The sequence below is a fragment of the Clostridium neonatale genome (assembly GCF_900465025.1).
Lineage (GTDB): Bacteria > Bacillota > Clostridia > Clostridiales > Clostridiaceae > Clostridium > Clostridium neonatale.
This window is the reverse complement of record NZ_UICR01000001.1, coordinates 2,276,549-2,298,767: the sequence shown is the minus strand read 5'-3', so window position 1 is coordinate 2,298,767 and position 22,219 is coordinate 2,276,549. Positions and strand designations below refer to the sequence as shown.

Genomic DNA, 22,219 nt, shown 5'->3' with positions numbered 1-22,219 from the left:
ATTATTACTTAGCGGATCAATAATTTTATATTACTCTTAAGTTTTAAAACTGTCAATATCATATGTTTTTTCTAAATTTATTATAATTACATTCCTATTTCACTTCTATTTGGCATTATAAATGCACAAATAATGTAAACCAAAAGTCCAGTTCCAAAAAAGAAAAATGAAATAACCCATAATAATCTAATCACTGTTGGATCAACATTTAAATATTCTCCTATTCCCCCACATACTCCACATATTTTCTTATTTCTTTCAGCCTTATATAACTTCTTGTTTTCCATCTGTATCCCCTTCCAAATTCAATTAAAATAAATATAAATTATTTATCTCTTCAATCTATATTTATTTTATCATAAAATATGTAAAAACATATTAAATTACACCAATAATAAGCTAAAAATAAGAAAATACTAAATTCTTAATATTTGTTTAAATAATATTAAACTTCACTATTTTCTATAGGCACTTCATTATTTATGGAGCTTGATTTACTAGGTAATTGTGCCATTATTATTGCTGAAAATACTAAAATACATCCTATAAGTTCTTTTCCTGAAAAAACTTCTTTTAAAATAAGCCATCCTGAAAGTGCAGCAAAAACTGATTCTAAGCTTAAAATTAATGAAGCTAAAACTGGATCAGTATATTTTTGTCCAACTATTTGAAGAGTATATGCAACTCCACATGACATTATTCCTGAATACAATATTGGCGTATACGCAGCAAGAATATTCTTAAGTTCTGGATTTTCAAAGATTACTGCTGGTATAAATGCTATAATTCCACAAACAAAAAACTGTATGCATGACATTTTAACACCATCTACAATAGGTGAAAAATGATCAATAACAAGTATATGTATTGAGAATACAAAAGCAGATAAAAACATAAGAAAATCTCCTTTGTTTATGCCTAAGTTTTCTTTAACACACAATAAATATAATCCAACCATGGAAATTACAACGCTTAACCAAACATTAGACTGCACTTTTTTCTTTAAAAATAATCCAAGTATTGGAACTATAACTATATAAAGTGCTGTTATAAAACCTGCTTTACCAACTGATGTATAAATTATTCCTACCTGTTGAAGTGAACTTGCTGCACATAGAACTATACCACACAATACACCTCCAACTATTAAATCCTTTTTGTTTTCCTTCTTTTCTATTTTCTTGTCTTTTGAGCCAATCTTATTCAATAAAAAAATACAAGGAATAAGAACAATTCCTCCTATTATGCTTCTTGCAGCCAAGAATGTAAATGGACCAACAAAGTCCATTCCAACACTTTGCGCTACAAAGGCTGTCCCCCATATAAGTGCTGTTAAAATTAACATTGAATTTCCTTTTAATTTGCTTTCTTTCATTTGTATGCCCCTGCTTTCTGTTTAAATTGCTTAGCTTATATTTTTCAGCTAACGCTTATTTGCTTTTAAAATAAAAAGTGTAAAAACTATATTACAGTTTTACACCTTTTTTAAAATTCATATCAATACTACTTATTATACCATATTATTTATAAAATTAAAAATTCTTTATGGTAATTTTGTTTACATTTATATCTATACTCTCATTTTTTTATGAAATCATTCAATATATATTAATTCCTCATATATAACTAACAATAATGTTAAATAACATAAAGATGAACTTTCTATTTAAAAGCATCTTTAGACTTTAGATACTTATTAAGTCCATTTTTCCTTAATATACATGATGGACATTCACCGCATCCATCGCCTATTATTCCATTATAGCATGTAAGTGTTTTTTTTCTTATAAAATCAAGCTTTCCAAATTCATCCGCCATTTTCCATGTTTCTGCCTTATCAATCCACATTAGTGGTGTATGTATTACAAAGTCATAATTCATTGCTAAATTTAAAGTGACATTTAAAGATTTTATAAATACATCTCTGCAATCAGGATATCCACTAAAATCTGTTTCACATACTCCAGTAATTATATGTTTAGCACCTTTAACCTTAGCCAAAACTCCTGCAAAACTTAAAAACAATAAGTTTCTGCCTTCTACAAATGTTGAAGGTAATTCACCATCTTCTCCTTTAGTTATTTCTATATCATTTCTTGTAAGTGCATTAGGTGCTAATTGATTTAAAAGTTCCATATCCAATACATGATGCTCCACATTTAATTCTTTTGCTATATTTTTAGCACATTCTATTTCCAGCTTATGTCTTTGATTGTAGTTGAAAGTTACTGCTATAACCTCATCAAAATTCTTTAAAGCCCAAAATAAGCATGTTGTTGAGTCTTGTCCTCCGCTAAATACTACTACTGCTTTTTTATTCATTTTCATCCTCCATAAATTAATAGAATAGTATAAACAGTTCCCATACACATTCAAAATCTCCAAAACAAAAAGGTTATTTTAAAAGACTGTTTATAAATCCTTTAAAATAACCATCTATAGTCTAAATATATTTGCTGCCATAATCAAACATGGCAGCAAATCTCATAAAATTAATAGCCTAGTTTTGTTTAAGGACAGGATGGTCTTAATGAACTGTCCATTATTATATTTTTAAATTAATAATATCATTAATTAGTAAAGAAGTCTAATATATTCCATCCATCACTGGTTTGGCTCTTATATAATTCAGTATATCCGCAATGACTGCAGGTAACTGTGATAAATTTTTTGTTTTGTATATCAAATATTTTAGCAAAATTACCTCCAGTTGCTTGGAACTGATCAGTTTCATATCTGTCACATCCACATTTTGGGCAAATATATTTTCTATTTTCCATATTTAATTCCTTTCTAAAATAGTTTCTTTATAACTAGCAATGAATTGATATAATATGTATTTTTTTATTTTCTAAAACTTTGTACCATACTTCAAAATTAAATCCTTTATCTGAAACAGCTTCAAAATAATCATATTTTTCTCGTCCTTCTTTAACAAGCCCTATACTTAGTGCTTCTGGGTCATGAGTAAAATGTAATTCATATAAGCATTTCTCTATTTCTATCAGCTCATCTATGCTAAAATCAACTATATTTTCTATATCAGTATCTTCTATAATAAATCTATCAAATGTATCTTTCCATCTTGAGAATATTTCACACCTTTTTTCACTTTCTATCTGATTAGCTTCTTCTTTCTTTGATAAAAATATCTCTTGCAATTTTTCTTTTTCTTTAGCAAGTTTTTCTTTTTCAATTGAAAGTTTTTTTAGCAACTCCTCTTTCTCATTAATTTCTTCTAATGTATTATTTCTCAATTCATTTTTATATGTAATTTCATGAATTATATTATTAATTTCATTTGTAATATCAAAAACTTCTAATTTTACTTTTTCATATTCTTCCATTAATAAATTCAATTCTTCTAAATTTAAATTTTTTCGTTGTTCTTTAAATATCTGAAGTTTTTCACATTTTAATTTTTTTTCTTCTTCTAAAGATTTTTTTAAATTTTCTAAATCAATAATATCTTTCTCAGAATTTTTTATTATTTTTATTTTACTATTTAAATTCTTATTTTCTTTATTTAAATCATTCTCATTTTTTTCTATATCATTTATGCATTTTTTAACTTCATTTTCTGTCTTTAATAAATTATCTTTTAAACTTCTAAAAGCTTCATCATTTTTTATTATTGCTTCTTTTTCTTCACCATTTACAAAGCTCGGCATATCTTCATTTTTAGGAGTAAATAATTTTCCATAACTTTTAACTGCTATCCATACAATTTTGGCAAGCATATCTTTATCCAAATTTTTCATTGAATTTAAAATTGAAATTTTATCTTCTTCTATTACTTTCTTAAATTCATTTTCTTCTTCAAATTCTAAGTATTGATTATTTTCTTCACCTACAATAACATACTCTACTTCCTGAATGTTTTCTCCTTTTAAGTGTTTTTCCTCATTTTCATCATTCTTTTTAGAATAATTCAAATAAGTCAGATCAGCTTTTTTTGCTGGTGTTAAATTATCCTTAATTTTATATAATTTTGCTGCTTCTTCTATAACTTTTACTGAAATTTCATCTTCACTTGGTTCATCAGATTTATTTTTGGATTTTTCTATAAGTATCTCTTTTAATCTTTCATTAAGCTCTTCTCTTGTATACTCTTTTAATTCATTTGTCTTTTCTTCAAGTAGTATCCAAATTTCTTTTACTTCTGGTTCTTTTATATTAGGATCTTTTCCAATCTTGTTTCCTAAAAAATTAATTATATTTACAGCTTTTTTTATAGCTTTTTGAGCAATAGGCTTTGAAAGGTTATACATATTAATTGTTTCAAGTAATGCTATTTGCTCTATAAGCTCATTATCACTTAACTTATTGATTCCATCAAAAATATTCGGCATACTTTATCTCCCTTTATAATGTATTTACAAATTAATTATGTACATTTAATTTAATTCATCATATACTTGATTTAGAATTCTATTTCCTTCATAAACTAATATCATTTCATATTTTTCTTCATCTTCAAAAATTTTCTGTAAAATTATATTATTAATTAAAAATTTAGTTTCAAAATCCTTCTTATTTATTATGGCTAGATTAATCCATTTATTTATATGTTTAGCACGTAAAATCCATATTGCTTCTTTATCTTTGCTATCCGGCAGATATGCATTAACATGTTTATTTATAAATTCTGATAATATCATTTGATTATTTACTTTAAAATTTTTAACATGGCTTTCAAAATCATCTACAATATTTATGCTGCTTCTATCAAGCTTTATTAATAAGTCATAACTTTCTAAACAATCAATCCTTTTATTCAAAGCATTAGATTCTTCAGTTATGTTTTCAATATTCTTAGATTCTTGTTTTTGTTCTTCTTTTTTCAGTCCATTTTTTAATTTATTCAACCATTTAAAATATAATCTCATAATAATACCCTTCTTTTCAAATTATAATATATCATATAATTATATAATTTAAAATTCTATATATGTGGAAGTAATCCCCATACTCTTCATTTCCTCAATTACTTCTAAATAAGCTGACTTATCATAAGTATACTTAGCTGCTTCTTCATAGCAGTAAAGCGCTCTACCTTCATCTTCAAAATGATAGTAACATGCAGCGAGCTTGTTTAATAATTCATGATTATTTCTATGTAATTTTAATGACTTTTTAAAATTCTTTACAGCTAACTTATAATTAAGTTTCAATTTATCACTTCCATCAAATTCCAAAAGATTTTCTCTATTTAAATATATGTTTCCTATACATTCATATACAGAGGATAATAATAATTCATCATTTCTCTTTTCCTCTTCTGAAAGACTTTTTTCACCTTTATTAAGATAGTCTAAAGCATTGTTACTATCAAATAATTCTGCATAACAAAATCCTATATATATAAGACTTAGACCATCATTCATAATTTTATTATAATTCTTAAAGCTTTCAATTGCTTCTACATATTTCATTTCGTGTCTGCAAATCATGCCTTTTATAAATAATGCCTCATGGTTTTTATGATCAAAATTAATTGCTTTATTTATAAAGTACTTTGCTTTATCTACATTCTCTTTTTTAAGTTCATCTTTAGCAATACTATTTAAAAGTAATGATAATTCTGCATTACTTGAAATATTTCCACCTTGGACTCTTATTTTGTTTTCTTCTAAAAAATTATCTATTTCTTTTTGGTCCATATATTTTCACCTGCTTTTTATAAAATCATTTACAAACTTATTTTACCATAAAATCTATTATATTAGATTATCAGACTATAAAAATTTATAAATTTTACTTGATAAAGAAAATTTTATTTTATATAATCATATAGTCATGCAATATAATTAAGTACAATAAAATTTAATAAGACAGTTCGTGACCATCCTGTCTATAAATAAAACTAGGGATAATGTAGAAAGAGTAATATTTCTATGTGTTTTTTAAGATGGGCATTTTCCCATCTTTTTATTTTTTGGGAGGTGATTTATATGGAATTAGGTAAGAATATTTCTAAAACACAAAAGCTTACTGTTTCTGCAATAGTTATTGCTATATATGTGGTAACAATGTTTTTTACACAAAGCTTTGCTTTTGGAGCTGTACAAGTTCGTATAGCCACAACACTTTATTCTTTGGCTTATCTATGTCCATTCCTAGTTTTACCCCTTGGTCTATCAAACATAATATCAAATATGGTCCTTGGAGGACTTGGCATATTTGACATATTAGGTGGTTTCATTGTAGGAGTAATAACCTCTTACTTAATTTATCTAGTGAAAAAATATAAATTGAGTACAAGCTATATTGCGCTTATAATAACATTTGTTCCAGGGCTTATTGTACCAATATGGCTATCTTTAATACTACATGTACCATATTACACTTTAGCCATAAGCTTATGTCTTGGGCAAGTTATTCCTGGAATTTGTGGCGTGTTTCTTGTAAACTCACTAAAAAATAAATTTCTATAAACTCTTAAACTTTAAGGATTCTGCATGATAAATTTTAAAATTGAAAAATAAATACTACATGAATGGAGAATAAATTATGCGTGAAGATTTAGATTTAAATTTACTTGGAAATCAAAATGTTAAATATCCTTTTTCATATGCACCAGGGGTTTTAGAGACTTTTGATAATAAACATCCTGACAATGACTACTTTGTAAAATTCAATTGCCCTGAATTTACAAGCCTTTGTCCAATAACTTCTCAGCCTGACTTTGCCACAATATATATATCATATATACCAGATAAAAAAATGGTTGAAAGTAAATCATTAAAGCTATATTTATTTAGTTTTAGAAATCATGGAGATTTTCATGAAGATTGCATGAATATAATAATGAAGGATTTAATAAAGCTTATGGATCCAAAGTATATAGAAGTATGGGGTAAATTCACTCCAAGAGGGGGAATATCTATAGATCCATATTGTAACTATGGAAAGCCTAATACAAAATATGAACAAATTGCATTTAATAGACTTGCTAATCATGATTTGTATCCTGAAAAGGTTGATAATAGGTAGTATTTAGAGTTTAGGCTGAAATAAGCGAAATAAAGCTCTTATGTGTGGCTCGCTTGCTACAAAAATGAAGCCAACATAAGAGCTTTATTTCTTTATTTCATCTAAACTCATAATATAAAGACTATTACTATAAATACATTTTCAAATTAAGAAATATTTAAAAAGTTAGTAGCAAACTGTTTTGGATACAACCTCTTTCATTAGAATTCTTAGCTGAAATATTTACGCAATCGAGCATAACATATATTGAATTTCGAATATTACCACTAAACTCTGATATCAAATATTTTACTCATTTATTCTCATGTTATTAAAATAATATGCTTCTTTTATCTTTAGGTAAAACTTAGCTTTAGTGATTTGTGTATATGGAGTAAGCCATAGAAATCCTATTCCAAGAGTGAATATGCAAAGAATTCCCCATCCAATAAAACTTAAATTAAGAATTATATAATTCCATATGTGGCCTTTCATCATTTTAAAACTATTTTTAATACAATTAATTATTGATTCTGAATGATTTTCTTTAAGAATGTAGTAAGTTTGTGACATAAATGCATCCAAAATAATACATGCAATTGTAGTTATAATTGATAATATTATAAGAATTCCAATGAAACCAAAAGCTCCTGATAAAATATCTGGGGCAATACTACCATAACCACCATTAAAATAAGAAATTGAACCATAAGCAAAATATAATGCTGATATTATAATTAAAGCATATACGGGTAACAGTAATATATTAAAACCTATTCCTGTAATAATCCATACTAATAGTAATTTTAGAATATTTTTAAATCCTGAAAATATATCTACAACATCAGCATTTTTATCCTCTGCAATATTTAATGAAAAATGACACCTTCCATATTCAATTACCACCTCAAGCAAAGCTCTGATAATTGAAAAAATAATTGCAGTAATGCACGTTATTAATATTACCGTGTTTGAATTTATTGTTCCTACAGTATTATTCATAAATGAAGATATAATATTAGGTATACATGTAATAATTCCTCCTATTAAAAATGTTCCTACAGCTAGTCCCCATCTTCCTCTTAACGAGTTCCTTGCCTCTCTTCTTAAGTCCGAACAATTTATCCAATTCATATTTCTTTCTCCTTTTTTATATTATACAAGTTATATTTTACCATATATTATAATAAAACAAAAATATAAGCTATGTAATAGTAAAAGGCTTAATCAACAGTATTCTGTTTTGATTAAGCCTATATTTTAGATAAAAGGATTATAAAATCTATTTCCATTTTTAATTGTAATTATAATTGATACCATAAATATAAGTAACATAACAATCATTGCAAAATAATCTCTACTTCTAAACTTTTTTTCACTATACCATGTACGTTTCTTCATATTTCCAAACGATCTAAGCTCCATGGCACTACTTATTACCTCTATCCTATCGAGACTAGAAAAAATTAATGGCATAAGTATAGAAGTTGAATTCTTAATACGCTGTGTAAGCTTTGCCTTTTTAGACATATCTATTCCTCTTGCCTGTTGTGAAAATGATATATCTCTATACTCATTTTGAATATCTGGAATATATCTAAGAGCTATTGAAACAGAATATGCTATTTTATAATTAACTCCTATTTTATTTAATGATGCTGCAAATTCACTTGGATTCGTAGCAACCATAAAAACTAAAGCTATAGGTATTATAGAAAAATATTTTAATGTTATATTTAAGTGATAAAAAAGCTGCTGGCTTGTCACTGTGTATGGTCCTACTATATGAAAAAGGTCAGTTCTGCTTTTATAAATAGCTACGCCTTCATATGGTGAAAATATAAAAATAGCTATATTATTTATAATTAAAAACACCACTATGAAATAAAAAACAAATGAAATTTGTTTAAATTTTACTTTAGAAATTTTAAATATCATAATGCTGAATATAACTAAAAATGCCAAAACAAATGTATTATAAGTCAGCATTGATGTAAGTGACCAAAGTATCAAGCAAATAAGCTTTGTTGCACCTGTAAGATTGTGTATAGGAGATTCTAATTCTCTATATTCTAAGAATGTTTCATTCATATCTTTCTATACCTCCTATCGTAATCTATAAATTTTTTCACAAATTGTTTAGGCTCTTTTAAATCTGCTTTTACTGCAAGTTCATATAAAGATGTTTCTTTTAAATTCGCTTTCTTTATTATTTCATTATTTGTTAAAACCTTATATGAACTATCATCCATAAGTTTTTCACCTTCACATAAAACAATTGCTCTATTTGTATACTCAAGCATTAAATGCATATCATGAGTTATCATTATTATAGTTATACCTTGTTTGTTTAAATCACATAAAAATTCCATTATTTCTGTGTAATGTTTAAAATCTTGCCCGGCTGTTGGTTCATCTAATATTAATACTTCCGGATTAAGAACAAGCATAGATGCTATTGTAACTCTTTTCTTCTGCCCATAACTTAAAGCTGATATAGGCCAGTTACGGAATTCATAAAGACCACATATTTTCAATGTATCATAAACTTTTTCTTTTATTTTTTCTTCATTAATACCTCTAACCTTTAGCCCTAATGCTACTTCATCAAAAATCATTGTTTTAGAAATCATTTGATTTGGATTTTGCATGACCATTCCTATTTTCTCTGAACGTTCTTTAATACTGTCTTTTAAAATACTTCTTCCGCTATAAAGAATATCTCCTTTATTAGGATTATAAAAACCACAAATTAGTTTAGATATGGTAGATTTACCTGCTCCATTTCTACCTACTATACTTATCATTTCACCTTTATGTATTTTAAAAGATATATTTTTTAATATCTGCTTTCCATCATTATATTTAAAGTCTATATCTTTAAGTTCAAGTATAGTTTCTTCACCATGAAGGCTTTCGTCTTCTTTGATATTTTCAGCCCATGTATTTAGCTTATTTACACATTCTTCTACATTTATAGTATTTATATTTTCTACGTGCATATCACTCTTAATATGGCATCCTGCATACTTCAAGGCACTTAAATATAAAGGCTCCCTTATTCCTATTTCTTTAAGTGTTTCCTTACATAATAATTCAGATGGTTTTTCATCTGCAATTATCATACCATCATTCACAACTACTATTCTATCAACATCACAGTGAAGAACGTCTTCTAAACGATGTTCGATTATAATAATTGTTTTATTGGTTGCTTTTTTTATTTCATCTATTAGCTCAATTGTCTTTTTCCCAGTGCTTGGGTCCAAACTTGCTAATGGTTCATCAAAAAGAAGTATATCAGGTGCTCCAACCATAACCCCTGCAAGGGATACCCTTTGCTTTTGACCACCTGATAATTTCTGTGGTGATGAATTTAAATGATTGTCTATTGAAACAAGCTTTGCAGCTTTTTTTACTGCTTCTTTCATTTCATTTTGATTAATACAATCATTTTCCAGTTTGAATGCTATATCTTCTCCAACCGTAAGTCCTATAAATTGTCCATCAGGATCCTGAAGAACTGTTCCTACCATATTAGATAGTTCAAATATACTTAAATCTTTACTTTCTTTATTATTTATTTTTAAGCTTCCATCAATTTTACCTTCATATTTAAATGGCACTAATCCATTTATACAATTTGATATTGTACTTTTTCCACAACCAGAAGGACCAACAATAAGTACTTTTTCTCCTTCGTATATTCTTAAATTTATGTTTTTTAAAGTTGGCTTTGCCTGAGCTCTGTATTGGAAACTAAAATCATTAAACTCTATTACAGTTTTTCTCATACAAATCTCCCTTTTCATTATTCTTTCTTCTTTAATTTAGACATTCTTTTTACATACTCTACTATGATAAACTATTTTTTTTAATATGTATATGGTAAATTTATTATACTATTAAATTAATTTATTTTTTGTAAAATATAAAGAGACGGAATGTTTTTCCATCTCTTTATATTTTATAAAAACTATTCTCTGTCTAAGCTACCTTGCTTTACTCTAGTCTTAGAATATAAAACTAATAAGATAGTGCCTATAATCCCTACTGTAATCATATTACTTATTCCTGCAACTATACCTTGAAGATATACTTTATTAGCAGGTTCTGCGTATATTACTATGTCTAAAGTTGGTGCAACCAAAAACCAAGCAACTGCATTTGCTATAACTTGACATATATTAAATCCGATAATTTTTTTCTTAGATAATTCACCTTCATTTATATTAATTTTATTCCATGCAAGACCAATAATAAGTCCAACAATAGCTGATGCAATTATCCAGCTAAACCAAGGTAAACCATATGAAGTTAAATCCTTTAATGTATGACCAATAAATCCAATTGAAATTCCAGCTATAGGCCCATAGATAATTGCCATTAATGCAAGGAATGCATATGCTGTTTGAATTTCAGTGTTTGCAATACCTGTTGGAATAGATGCAAATCTTCCAAGAATCATAAATACAGCTGATCCAATTCCAATTGCAACTATTGTTTTGATGCTTAATAGTTTATTTGTCACTTTCTTTTCCTCCTCAATCTTTTTAATGAATATTAGTATCAATATAATTCCTAACAACTGTATTATAATATATTATAGAAAAAAATAAAGCTAAAAAACAAAAAAATCCATATTAAATTGTTTATTTTATTAAAAATTCCAATTTTATCATAATTAATTAAAAATGATTGTTTAATATTCAACATGGCTATTTGTATATAAAATAAATAAATTACGTAGTATTAGATGTTAGTGGGTAAAAACCGAAATGAATCCCTCATGTTCGGCTCACTTGCTACAAAAATTCAAGTCTCCGACGAACATAAGAACTTCATTTCTTTGTTTCATCTAAACTCATAGTATAAAGATTGTTACTCTAAATAAATACATTTTTAAATTAAGGAATGGTTATTTATACATGTTAAAGATTTAAAAAGTTAATATTTTATCATTTTTTAAAGGTATAAATATAAGAATATAAATTCTTACGAATTTGCTTATTCTATGCTGGTTAGCTTGATTTTTATAGCTAACTTCATAAATCACCTCCATTGATTAGAAGATATACTTTATGGCATAGAATATAAAAAACATTAATCATAATTAAAATAAATTGGGTATATATGATTTTAGAGAAAAACAAAGAAATTCAATATATGAATATGCGTAGTATTGTATTGGAAATTTAAGCTTTTAAATTCTTTGGCAGAGGCTGTTCCAAAATTGTTTGTCCAAAAACTTGCTTTTTGGAGCAAAAATTTTGGGGTGCAGCCTCTGCCATTAGAATTTTTAGATGAAATTTCCATACAATCGAGCATATCATATATTAAATTTCGGTTGCTATCCACTAAACTCTTATTCTACACAACATATTTATGTTGTACTATATTTTAATAAATATATTTTTACAATTTGAATTTACTTATGCTTTTTACTAATTCTTCTGATAAAAGTACAAATTGTTCTGCCTCACCTGAAGTTTTATCTATAGCTTGACTTAATTCAGTCATTGAAGCTGATGTTTCCTCAGTACTTGCAGCATTCTCTTCTGCTATTGCTGCTAAACTTTCAATGCTGTTTAATAAGCTATTTTTTAAATTATTTAAGTTTGCTATTTCTTCAGAAATTTTTACTGTTACATTTCTTACTCCTATGATTTCATCATTAACAAATTTAAATATCTTTTTTGTAGAATCTAATTTATTGTTTTGTTCATTAATTATGGTTTCAACATCATTCATTGTACTTACACTTGTATTTGAATTCTTAATGAGTTTTTCAACTATGTCAGCTATTACTTTTGCTGAATTTTGTGATTGATCAGCAAGCTTTCTTATTTCTTCTGCAACAACGGCAAATCCTTTTCCAGCTTCTCCTGCTCTTGCTGCTTCTATACTTGCATTAAGCGAAAGTAAATTAGTTTGATCTGCAATATCAGCTATAAGTTCTGTTGCAGTTCTAATTTCTAATGCTGAACTGTTTGTTAAATCTGTTTGAGATTTAACTATGCCTACACTTTCTTTTGTTTTGTTACTAATTTCTGAAAGTTCATTTAATGTATAATTAGCATTATCATTATATTCGCGCATCTTTTTAGAACTACTATCTAAAAGTTCAACATGATTTTTAGTCACATCTATAGCATTTCCAATATCAAAAATTTGAGAGCTTGCATTTTGAGTTTCATTGGCTTGTGATGTTGCACCATTAGCTATTTCTCCAACTGCTGCATTTATATTTGCCATTGAACCGCTAATATTTTCAGCTGATTCATTAAAATTGCTTGAAAAGGCTTCCAACGTCTTTGATGTTATTATAATATTATTTAAAATATCTCTTAAAGATTGTATTAAGTTATCTGTTCCTCTTATAACATCACCAATTTCATCAGTTCTTTTAAGCATTTTTTCATCAATTTTTATAGAAAGATCACCGTCTTTCACTTTTATTAGGTTATTAGTAGAATATTTCATTACTTTGACCATTTGTCTAATAGATATAGATGCTAATAGACTTAATATTAAAATTATTACTATTTGACATATAAAGGATATAGTATTTAATTTAGACATATCACTATCAACTATAGTTCTATCTTTTCCTACAAAAACCATTCCAATAACTTGTCCCCCATTAGGTTGTTTTATTGGAATATAATTAGCAGCACATTCTATACCATTTATAGATATATTAGATGTATAGAACATTTCTCCATTTTTTATAACTGCATCTATGACTTTTGGGTCAGCTTTTGTACCAATAAATCTTTCACCATTTTCTTTCATTATATTAGTTATTACTCTTGTATCATTATAAAATATTGTAACGTATAATCCTGTTTTTTCCTTAAGTTTATCAATATAATTAAACTCTTCTGATATTTTTATATCTCCTTTACTAAAAATATCGTTCTTATATTCATAATTATCAGTATTTGATGATTCATAATTTTGTAAAATAGTCATTCCAGTATTTCTGAGTTCCTCTTCTAGTAGCTTATCACTAGTTTTGCTTAATCCCTTTATATTTAGTATCGTTAAAAATAACGATATTCCTATAATAGGAATAAATGTAATTAGTAAAATTCTCATGGAAAAATTTAGTTTTAATTTCATTATTATTTATGCCCCTTTCATCTTCAAATATTAAATTTATAAAAAATTTTAATAAATATACTTTATACCCAATATCTACATTTGTATTTTATATTTTTATATGTGCTCTGTCAATAAATTGTATTTTTTCCTTTAATGCAACATATGATTTTCATTCTAATAATAAAAATCACCTTAAACTTCCAGTATTTACCGTAGTGTTTAAAGTGATTTTTATCTATTTATTAAAACTTATTTCTTTATGTTTTTTTCTGATACTGCATCTCCTATAACTAATATTATTGATAAATATACATTAATACCAAAAACTGCCCCGAAACTTCCATATAAATAAAGTTTCTTGAAGAAATCGCCTGCAAATGAATCAAATAACATATGAATTTCTTTAGGGTCCATAGCTGAAATTTGTTTTTCAGTTACTTCTTTTAATTTGATACCTTTTAATATATTAGTTGTATGTTCAATTGCACCAGACATCATAGCTTCTGAAAAATATTCTGTCAGATCCATTTTTGCACTATTATTTATAAAATCCATATTATTTCTTATTGCATTTTCTACTACTATATTTATTAATCTCATATTTTCAACATTAAATTCATTGTTTTTAGACAATCCTATTAGATTTTCTTTTATATCTGTAAATAATACATTTTCATCAATAAAATCTTTAAAAGTTAAATTTGAATTACTTTCATAAAAATTCTTTATTATACTACTTATATTATCTTTTCGAATACTAATATCTAATGCTTTATTTAGAATAGTTTTAATAGTATATCTTATATTCATGTTTTCATATATTTCTTCTACTTTAACATCATAAATATATTTTATAATATTTTCTTTTAACATATTAGTTATATATCTAGAAATTTCGTCTAAATCGTCATTTATATTTCTTGAAATCTCCTCCTGAATCATATGCACTTCATTTATGCAATTCTCATTTATAAAGCTTCTTATATAATCCACTTTTATGTTACATATGTATTCACACAAATAATAACTAATGCTTTCTATCTCTTTACTTAAATCTATGTTTTCACCTACATCAAAAATAGAATTAACTGTATTTGGTATGTTAATATCCTCAACTTTTATATTAAATTCACTTATTTCAGTCACATATAATGAATTATTTAACATATTTTCTAGTACAGATATAATTTCATATAGGTTATCATTCATAAATTCTGGAGTCTTTTTAGAGACCATAATATCTACGCATTCATCTACAATTTTATTCCCTCCAGCCATTAAAAATAAACCTTTTTCTAAAAAGTTTAATTGACTGCTTATGATATTTTTTACCAATGAACTTATTTCATCTTTATTTATATTTAAATATTTCACAAGCTGATCATTTAACTTTTTGCTTATACTATATAAATTTCTATTAAGTATTAATCTTACATAGCCATCAAATACATCTGCAACTGTATTTTCATTACTCAATTCTTTTGTTAAATAATCTTCTACAAATTTTCCTGCAAGAACTTTAAAATCTTCTTTTAAGAATTTTTCTATTTTTACTTCAAAGAACTTATTTATACTTTCAAGTTTTTCTTCATTTAAGAAGTCTTTTATAGATTTATTTATTAAATTTACATAACATTCATCATTACTAAATAACATGTTTTTTATAAAATCTTTTTTTGCTAAAGAAAATGTAAAACTCTTAATATTTGAATATATTTCATTTTCTATAGATTTATTAATTTTTAATAAAATTTCATCATTTAATATATCTTTTATTTTTTCTTCCTTTTGAATTTTTCTCTCAATATAGTTAATTATATTATTTTCTATAGAATCTTTTTGTTTTATAAAATTATTAAACAAATTATCTAAATGAGTTTTTTTAACAATCTTATTTATTTTAGTATTTTTAATACTTTTACATAAATCATTATTTGTTTTCTCATCTTGTAATACATTTAAAATTCTTTTATACAACGAATTACTTAAAGTCTCTTTTTTGGCAGCAATAAGCTTTGATAATACTTCATAATTACTACCTTCAATATTATTAATTAATGACATCTTTAAGTAATTTTTTTTATTTTCAAATAAACTTTTGACTTTTGATGCATTAAGAAGATTATCCTCAATCACATTTCCAATGCCAACTGCCATACTTTCTCTATGTGCTGGAATATATCCTAATGCAAAGTTTTTTAAAAACGGAATCTTTGCAAGAAACTTATTTTTCTTATATGGATGAAAAAGCATTTTTAAAGCTATTACATTTGTCATAATACCTATAATTCCCATTAACAAGCATGAAGTAACTGTTGTTAAACTATTATTATAAAATCCAAATGTATTAATATTAGCAGAGAATAGTCCAAATATAAGTCCAGTAATTCCTCCAAGTATTCCACCAAAAATCGAAAGTGGTTTTAATTCATTTCCCATAAATTTTTGCGCAAGATCACAGATTTCATCTTCATTAAATGTAATAAGGTTATCATAAACTATCTTTTTAACCTTTTGATCTAGTATAATATTTAAATTGTTATTTACATAAGTAAAGATTTCTTCATTTAACTGCTCAATAACTTCTTCTTTGCTTGTTATCTTTTCTATTATATCTATTACTTTACTATCCTCATATTTAGATATTATTTCATCTTCAATACTTAGTACTTTTTCTATGCACATACTTTCTACAAAGATCTTATTTTTAATAAATTCTTCATTCAAATTTATTTCACTTATTGAAGTCTGCACTTTACTCTTAATATATTTTTTTATAGTTTCTTCATTTTCTTTAAATAATTCAAAAATATACTTAGATGAATTTTTTGATATATTATCTATATTGTTATTTATGAAATTTATTGATTTTAAATCAGTATTATATAATTCATCAACTTTATTATTTATATTTTCACATATAAATTGTGAAATTTTCTTTGATAGATTAATTTTATTTTCAAATATAATCTTATATATGTATTCACTGCCATTATCATTTAAAAACTCTTTTAAATCAAATGTTATAACATCCTTAATCTTTTTCTTAAGAAGTTTATTTATAATGACTTTAATTATAGAATCATCATTCATAAATAGCTTTTCATAAACAATTTCTTTATCTAAATTTTTAACTATATCACTTACTTTTATATCTTTAGAGTAATTAATAATATATTCGCTTAGGTCTTTTGGCACATTTTCATTTGTTGAATAATTTTCAATATATTCTACAATTTTATTAACAGCATTAGTCTTTGAAGGATTATCACTTAAGAAAGTATCTCTTGCCTTATTAATTATTAAATTTTTAATAGAGCTATCAAAACCAACCATGGCTTCATTAATAGATTCTTCTATTAATTTGTTAATTTCATCCTTATTATGTACAACATATTCACATATATATGGTGTACTTTTTTCTATAATCACTTTTAAAATAGATTCTATAATTGAATTAGTTTCTTCTGGCAATATTTCATATATATACTTATCACTTTCTAAAAATTCCTCATATATTTTGCCTATAATATCTTTTAGAATTATTCTTAAATCATTAGAATTTATAAAATTTTCTATTTTTTCTGCATTGATAAAAAATCCTATTTCTTTTTCTTTTAACGATTCCTGTAATTTATCAATAATATCATCAATCTTTAAAATTTCACATAATTTATTTATAAATGATTTTAAACTTTCTTCATCCTCAAAAACATCTTTTATTATTAATTCTGTATATTTTTCAATTTCTTCTTTTATTTTATTTTTACTGTCTTCATTTAATATTTCTGAAATTTTAATATTTGAATTTTCATTATATAAATCAAGTATCAGCTCTTGAGTTATACCTTCTTTTTCAAGAGTATCTAAAATCAAATTATACAGCTTATTACTTATATTAGCTTTTTGAGCATTCGATAAAATAGATTCTATATCAAAGTTATTCAAAAAATTGCTTACAAAATCACTCATAAGTAATTCTAAGTTTTCTTTGGTAAACTCTCTAAAAGCATTCTTACATTCATAGAAATTAGATATATCCTGAAATTTCAATTCATTTATTGACTCTCTTAAATTAACTGTAAGAATACTTGTGCACATACTTTTAAGCTGCATTTTAAATTCATCTGTTGAAATTTTCTCTTTTAAAGTGTTACCATTTATAATATCTCTTTCAATTAATTCACTAAGCTCTTCAATAAACTTTTGTTTATTTTTTCTTATTACTCCACCAAATTTTAAAGGAGTATATTCTTTAAACAGCATATTTACAGCATATTTATTTGTAATATATCCTGAAGCCCCTCCTGAAATTCCTTGGAGAATTAAAAACATTAAATTTCCATTTATACTCATATTCATCACCTTAAATTATTTTATAACATTACTTATTTTTTTACAAATTTTATAGAAATCCTATACATTATCATCTTACCTTTTAAATAAATTTAATTTATGATTTAATATGATTATGCACATAATTCACACTTAACATACTATTTAATTTATGACTATAAAAAAGAAAGGATATAAATAAAAAATGAAATATTTAAGTGATTATCACCTTCATTCATATTTTTCCTTTGATGGAAAGCAAAGTATGGAAGAAGCTGTAATTCAAGCAATAAAAAATAACATAAATGAACTTTGCTTTACAGAGCATGTAAGCTTTGATCCTGAAGATAAAAGCTATAAAACTTTCAAATTTACAGATTATAAAAATGAAATAGAAAGATTATCTTCAATTTACTCAGATTCAATAAAAATAAAAGCTGGAATTGAATCTGGAGAATATCATTTATATAAAGAAGATTTTGATAAATATTATAAAAATAATGACATAGATTTTATAATCGGTTCCGTACATAATGTAAACAATAAAGGACTTCGCACTAATTTAAAAGAATATGGAGAACAAGTTTCTTATGAAGATTATTTTAAAGAAATTCTTATACTTTCAGAAGTTGGTGACTTTGATGTTCTTGGCCATCTAGATATTATTCAACGATACGCTTTTAATTACTACGGTATATATGATTTATCTAAATATAAAGAATATATACATGAGATATTAAAGACTCTTATTTCTCGAGGAAAAGGAATCGAGATTAATACCTCTGGTCTTCATAATAATATACTTTTTCCAAAACTTGAAATATTAAAAATGTACAAAGACTTAAATGGAGAAATAATTACAGTTGGTTCAGACGCTCATGATTCTATAAGAGTTGGTGAAAATATTTCTTATACATATGATATTCTAAAAAGCTTAGATTTTAAATATGTATTTACTTTTAATAAAAGAACCAAACATGGAATACTGATATAGTGAATTAAGTGATATCAACTAAAATAGAACTTTCAGTTCTGGTCACTTTGCATAAGCAGAGAAACCAGATCTTGCATTTGGTTTAAATTGTATGCTTTGTGAAGAACATGAGAGCTCTATTTCTTTGTTTAATCTAAAATTATTTATTAGTATTATTAAAATAAGTAATATCACAAAATTCATTCTTTTAAATAATATGATATCTATATTTCTTATTAAATGCGGATGTTATGGCTAATGCCATAACAATGCAATATATATATAATTAAAAAGCTTTAAGCTTTTTTTCCTTCATTGATTATTGAAAATTGATAATTGGTAATTTTAAGGAAACACACTATTCACATTCGTTCATAGGAGTAAGCGCGAGCAGCCAAATATAAAATTTGGACTCTTGCTTAAATTACAATTTATCTATCGGTAAATTATAATATATTAGGCATATAATATTCATCTACATATTTTCATCAATGTATATTGATTTTCTTTTTGTATAATCTATTTAAAAACTACCTTTTATTTATAATCCTAAATTATATTCTCTGACTTTCCCCATTTACTAATCTTTTTATAAGTAGGCACTTCCACATTATACTTTTCTGCAAGTCTTACAACATTGTGAACCAATCCATCAAATTCAGAAGGACCACCTTTCTCAACATCACGCTGCATAGAAGTTGTTGAATCCTTTGTTAGACCCTTTAATATTTCCATATTAACAGTTGTAATATCTTCTTCAAAAACGATTTCCATAGCATGTCCTAATGATTCTATTTCTTCAACAAGACTAATAAATGTATTTTGTTTTTCACCAGGAACCATAAAATCACTACCAACTCCATGATAATATAATCCAGCTGCTCCCATAGGTGAAACAAAACTGAACTTTTGTAAAGTATCACGCTTAATATTGTCACTAAGGCAAGCTTCTATTTCTGAACTCTTTAAATCTTTCTCAACAATCTTTGCTAAACTTTCCATGGTTCTATTTTGATTGTCTCTGAAACCAAAATACACTTTAAAAATAGAAGTAGGCTGATTAATTACACCTGGCTCTTCAATCATGCTGAAAATATAAACACATCCATCTAAAACAGTACATTTAGGACAATACTTCTGCATTACTTCTCCTGTTCCAAATACGTTTAAAATAGGTATTACTAATGTATCCTCTTTAGCTATTCTATTTACGAATGCACCAGTTTCTTCTAGAGAATAATACTTTACACAAACAAAAATAACATCTGGTACATCATCATATTCACCCATAGTACATGCTTTCGCATTATCAATAGTGAAATTTCCTATTTTTGCCGAATGTACTGTCAATCCATTTTCTCTAATTGCTTGAAGATGCTTTCCCCTTGCAATAAAAGTCACATCATTTCCTGCTTTTGCAAGATAAGCTCCAATGCATCCTCCTGTTCCGCCTGCCCCAATAATTAAGTACTTCATAGTATAATTCCCCCTTTTAAATTATCATATATATTCTTCTTATTTTATAAAAATAAAACACAACTCTTTTTCTATGACTCTATACTAATCTTTTCACTTTTTACATCTCCTTAAAATAATTCTTTATTTATATATTATCATATTATTGATTATAAAAGTGTATTTTATGTCTTGTGTTTTTCTATATCTGCATATATAATATTAATTAATAATTACTATTATATGATAGGAGAGATTGAAATGGAAATAAAAGAAAAAATATTGAGCATTATGAAAGAAGCTGGGAAACCATTAAGTGCTGGAGAAGTTGAAAAGTTATCTGGACTTGATCGTAAGGATATTGACAAAGCATTTAAAGAATTAAAAAAAGAAGAAGCTATAGTTTCTCCTGTACGTTGCAAATGGGAGCCTGCAAATAATTAAATTACATAAAAACAAAAAGATTCTATTTACTTGTATTAAGTATAAATAGAATCTTTTTGTTTTTATTCTATATATTAATTATTTTATATGTTCATGTTCATATATATGTTTTTCACAATATGCGTGATGTCCTTTGCACTTGCTGCAATATCTAAATTGCATATTCTTATCATCTGCATCTGTAAGACCACAAATTGTACATTTATGCTTATATGGCATTTCTACCACTTTAAATGCCTTCTGATATTTATTTTTTCTAATTTTAGATGTAGCATTTATCTTTGTATTTTTATAATTACTTTTTCCAAAGAAAACTATATAATTTAGTAATGGTAATAAGTAAACTAGTGTATATCCATAATTTCCTGTTATAAGTGATTTTACAACATTAAGTATAACAATTGCCCATGATAAGTATCCAAGATATTTCATCTTTATTGGTATTATAAAGAATAATAAAACTGTAAACTCTGGAAATATCTTAGCAAATGCTAAAAATATTGATAATGTTATATTAGTACCATCTACTGGACTTTTTGTTATAAATGATACTATTATTGTGGCAATCATACCAAAGAAGAAATATACATTAAACTTAAATTCTCCCCATTCACGTTCTAAGCTTACACCTGCAAGATAATTAAAGTAAAGAGTTAAAACTACTGATAACAAGCTAGTTGTTAATGGAGGAATAAATATAAAGGTAATGAGTCTCCATATTTGCCCCTGCATGACTTTTCCAGGAATTAATATCATTGAATTAATAAAACTAGTATCACCTAAAATAAAAAAAGTTACTACATATAAAATTGCACTGACAATAATGACCTTAAGCATCAAATCTGGAATATAATACCTTCCAAATTTTCTCTCCAGCTTATCTAACCACTTCATATTCAAACCTCGTTTCTTTTGTATGTATTATTAATT

19 protein-coding genes are annotated in these 22,219 nt (G+C 25.6%); 4 read left to right on the top strand and 15 right to left on the bottom strand.

All coding sequences use genetic code 11. From position 1 onward, the window contains the following. Positions 1-86 precede the first annotated feature (86 nt). The 7 genes from CNEONATNEC86_RS10585 to CNEONATNEC86_RS10555 form a co-directional block, all read right to left on the bottom strand. On the bottom strand, positions 87-287 hold the full coding sequence (locus CNEONATNEC86_RS10585) for a PspC domain-containing protein (protein ID WP_058295339.1): 201 nt from the start codon (positions 285-287) through the stop codon (positions 87-89). Positions 288-445: 158 nt separating this feature from the next. Continuing rightward, entirely contained in the window at positions 446-1,375 is a 930-nt protein-coding gene (locus CNEONATNEC86_RS10580) for a DMT family transporter (protein WP_125149706.1), read from the bottom strand. A gap of 287 nt (positions 1,376-1,662) precedes the next feature. Next, entirely contained in the window at positions 1,663-2,322 is a 660-nt protein-coding gene (gene queC, locus CNEONATNEC86_RS10575; protein WP_058295341.1) for a 7-cyano-7-deazaguanine synthase QueC, read from the bottom strand. 248 nt (positions 2,323-2,570) lie between these two features. Continuing rightward, on the bottom strand, positions 2,571-2,780 hold the full coding sequence (locus CNEONATNEC86_RS10570) for a zinc ribbon domain-containing protein (RefSeq protein WP_058295342.1): 210 nt from the start codon (positions 2,778-2,780) through the stop codon (positions 2,571-2,573). 33 nt (positions 2,781-2,813) lie between these two features. Further along, on the bottom strand, positions 2,814-4,352 hold the full coding sequence (locus tag CNEONATNEC86_RS10565) for a hypothetical protein (RefSeq protein ID WP_159135967.1): 1,539 nt from the start codon (positions 4,350-4,352) through the stop codon (positions 2,814-2,816). A 45-nt stretch (positions 4,353-4,397) separates the two neighbouring features. Beyond that, positions 4,398-4,889 (bottom strand): hypothetical protein, encoded by a 492-nt coding sequence (locus tag CNEONATNEC86_RS10560; RefSeq protein ID WP_058295344.1) that lies wholly within the window; start codon positions 4,887-4,889, stop codon positions 4,398-4,400. 48 nt (positions 4,890-4,937) lie between these two features. Further along, positions 4,938-5,663 carry a tetratricopeptide repeat protein gene (locus CNEONATNEC86_RS10555; protein WP_058295345.1) on the bottom strand — a complete coding sequence of 242 codons (726 nt, stop codon included), beginning with the start codon at positions 5,661-5,663 and terminating at the stop codon, positions 4,938-4,940. 291 nt (positions 5,664-5,954) lie between these two features. Between CNEONATNEC86_RS10555 and CNEONATNEC86_RS10550 the strand changes: the two genes are divergently transcribed. Next, positions 5,955-6,437 carry a QueT transporter family protein gene (locus tag CNEONATNEC86_RS10550; RefSeq protein ID WP_058295346.1) on the top strand — a complete coding sequence of 161 codons (483 nt, stop codon included), beginning with the start codon at positions 5,955-5,957 and terminating at the stop codon, positions 6,435-6,437. 76 nt (positions 6,438-6,513) lie between these two features. Further along, positions 6,514-6,996 (top strand): preQ(1) synthase, encoded by a 483-nt coding sequence (gene queF / locus CNEONATNEC86_RS10545; RefSeq protein WP_058295347.1) that lies wholly within the window; start codon positions 6,514-6,516, stop codon positions 6,994-6,996. A 288-nt stretch (positions 6,997-7,284) separates the two neighbouring features. On the opposite strand, the gene CNEONATNEC86_RS10540 is transcribed toward queF, so the two are convergent. The 6 genes from CNEONATNEC86_RS10540 to CNEONATNEC86_RS10515 form a co-directional block, all read right to left on the bottom strand. After that, complete coding sequence (locus CNEONATNEC86_RS10540; RefSeq protein WP_125149711.1) at positions 7,285-8,109, bottom strand: DUF975 family protein; 825 nt, start codon at positions 8,107-8,109, stop codon at positions 7,285-7,287. 126 nt (positions 8,110-8,235) lie between these two features. Next, positions 8,236-9,066 (bottom strand): energy-coupling factor transporter transmembrane component T family protein, encoded by an 831-nt coding sequence (locus CNEONATNEC86_RS10535; protein WP_058295349.1) that lies wholly within the window; start codon positions 9,064-9,066, stop codon positions 8,236-8,238. Beyond that, complete coding sequence (locus tag CNEONATNEC86_RS10530) at positions 9,063-10,769, bottom strand: ABC transporter ATP-binding protein (RefSeq protein ID WP_159135966.1); 1,707 nt, start codon at positions 10,767-10,769, stop codon at positions 9,063-9,065. The genes CNEONATNEC86_RS10535 and CNEONATNEC86_RS10530 overlap by 4 nt, the downstream gene beginning before the upstream one ends. A gap of 182 nt (positions 10,770-10,951) precedes the next feature. Next, positions 10,952-11,506 (bottom strand): ECF-type riboflavin transporter substrate-binding protein, encoded by a 555-nt coding sequence (locus tag CNEONATNEC86_RS10525; RefSeq protein ID WP_058295351.1) that lies wholly within the window; start codon positions 11,504-11,506, stop codon positions 10,952-10,954. Positions 11,507-12,390: 884 nt separating this feature from the next. Further along, a complete protein-coding gene (locus tag CNEONATNEC86_RS10520) occupies positions 12,391-14,100 on the bottom strand; it encodes a methyl-accepting chemotaxis protein (protein WP_125149714.1) in 1,710 nt (569 codons plus the stop codon). A gap of 231 nt (positions 14,101-14,331) precedes the next feature. Next, positions 14,332-18,438 (bottom strand): DUF445 family protein, encoded by a 4,107-nt coding sequence (locus CNEONATNEC86_RS10515; RefSeq protein WP_159135965.1) that lies wholly within the window; start codon positions 18,436-18,438, stop codon positions 14,332-14,334. A 184-nt stretch (positions 18,439-18,622) separates the two neighbouring features. Between CNEONATNEC86_RS10515 and CNEONATNEC86_RS10510 the strand changes: the two genes are divergently transcribed. Continuing rightward, complete coding sequence (locus CNEONATNEC86_RS10510; protein WP_159135964.1) at positions 18,623-19,411, top strand: histidinol-phosphatase HisJ family protein; 789 nt, start codon at positions 18,623-18,625, stop codon at positions 19,409-19,411. A gap of 528 nt (positions 19,412-19,939) precedes the next feature. On the opposite strand, the gene CNEONATNEC86_RS10505 is transcribed toward CNEONATNEC86_RS10510, so the two are convergent. Further along, positions 19,940-20,866, bottom strand: coding sequence for a ketopantoate reductase family protein (locus CNEONATNEC86_RS10505; protein WP_159135963.1), 927 nt, complete (start codon positions 20,864-20,866; stop codon positions 19,940-19,942). A gap of 240 nt (positions 20,867-21,106) precedes the next feature. On the opposite strand from CNEONATNEC86_RS10505, the gene CNEONATNEC86_RS10500 reads away from it, so the two are divergent. Further along, entirely contained in the window at positions 21,107-21,289 is a 183-nt protein-coding gene (locus CNEONATNEC86_RS10500; RefSeq protein WP_159135962.1) for a transcriptional regulator, read from the top strand. A gap of 78 nt (positions 21,290-21,367) precedes the next feature. On the opposite strand, the gene CNEONATNEC86_RS10495 is transcribed toward CNEONATNEC86_RS10500, so the two are convergent. Further along, complete coding sequence (locus CNEONATNEC86_RS10495; protein WP_159135961.1) at positions 21,368-22,183, bottom strand: hypothetical protein; 816 nt, start codon at positions 22,181-22,183, stop codon at positions 21,368-21,370. Between the last annotated feature and the right edge of the window lie 36 nt (positions 22,184-22,219).

Coding starts and splice junctions, on each gene's coding strand:
- CNEONATNEC86_RS10585 (WP_058295339.1), bottom strand. CDS start 287: ATGGAAAACAAGAAGTTATATAAGGCTGAAAGAAATAAGAAAATATGT.
- CNEONATNEC86_RS10580 (WP_125149706.1), bottom strand. CDS start 1,375: ATGAAAGAAAGCAAATTAAAAGGAAATTCAATGTTAATTTTAACAGCA.
- queC (WP_058295341.1), bottom strand. CDS start 2,322: ATGAATAAAAAAGCAGTAGTAGTATTTAGCGGAGGACAAGACTCAACA.
- CNEONATNEC86_RS10570 (WP_058295342.1), bottom strand. CDS start 2,780: ATGGAAAATAGAAAATATATTTGCCCAAAATGTGGATGTGACAGATAT.
- CNEONATNEC86_RS10565 (WP_159135967.1), bottom strand. CDS start 4,352: ATGCCGAATATTTTTGATGGAATCAATAAGTTAAGTGATAATGAGCTT.
- CNEONATNEC86_RS10560 (WP_058295344.1), bottom strand. CDS start 4,889: ATGAGATTATATTTTAAATGGTTGAATAAATTAAAAAATGGACTGAAA.
- CNEONATNEC86_RS10555 (WP_058295345.1), bottom strand. CDS start 5,663: ATGGACCAAAAAGAAATAGATAATTTTTTAGAAGAAAACAAAATAAGA.
- CNEONATNEC86_RS10550 (WP_058295346.1), top strand. CDS start 5,955: ATGGAATTAGGTAAGAATATTTCTAAAACACAAAAGCTTACTGTTTCT.
- queF (WP_058295347.1), top strand. CDS start 6,514: ATGCGTGAAGATTTAGATTTAAATTTACTTGGAAATCAAAATGTTAAA.
- CNEONATNEC86_RS10540 (WP_125149711.1), bottom strand. CDS start 8,109: ATGAATTGGATAAATTGTTCGGACTTAAGAAGAGAGGCAAGGAACTCG.
- CNEONATNEC86_RS10535 (WP_058295349.1), bottom strand. CDS start 9,066: ATGAATGAAACATTCTTAGAATATAGAGAATTAGAATCTCCTATACAC.
- CNEONATNEC86_RS10530 (WP_159135966.1), bottom strand. CDS start 10,769: ATGAGAAAAACTGTAATAGAGTTTAATGATTTTAGTTTCCAATACAGA.
- CNEONATNEC86_RS10520 (WP_125149714.1), bottom strand. CDS start 14,100: ATGAAATTAAAACTAAATTTTTCCATGAGAATTTTACTAATTACATTT.
- CNEONATNEC86_RS10515 (WP_159135965.1), bottom strand. CDS start 18,438: ATGAGTATAAATGGAAATTTAATGTTTTTAATTCTCCAAGGAATTTCA.
- CNEONATNEC86_RS10510 (WP_159135964.1), top strand. CDS start 18,623: ATGAAATATTTAAGTGATTATCACCTTCATTCATATTTTTCCTTTGAT.
- CNEONATNEC86_RS10505 (WP_159135963.1), bottom strand. CDS start 20,866: ATGAAGTACTTAATTATTGGGGCAGGCGGAACAGGAGGATGCATTGGA.
- CNEONATNEC86_RS10500 (WP_159135962.1), top strand. CDS start 21,107: ATGGAAATAAAAGAAAAAATATTGAGCATTATGAAAGAAGCTGGGAAA.
- CNEONATNEC86_RS10495 (WP_159135961.1), bottom strand. CDS start 22,183: ATGAAGTGGTTAGATAAGCTGGAGAGAAAATTTGGAAGGTATTATATT.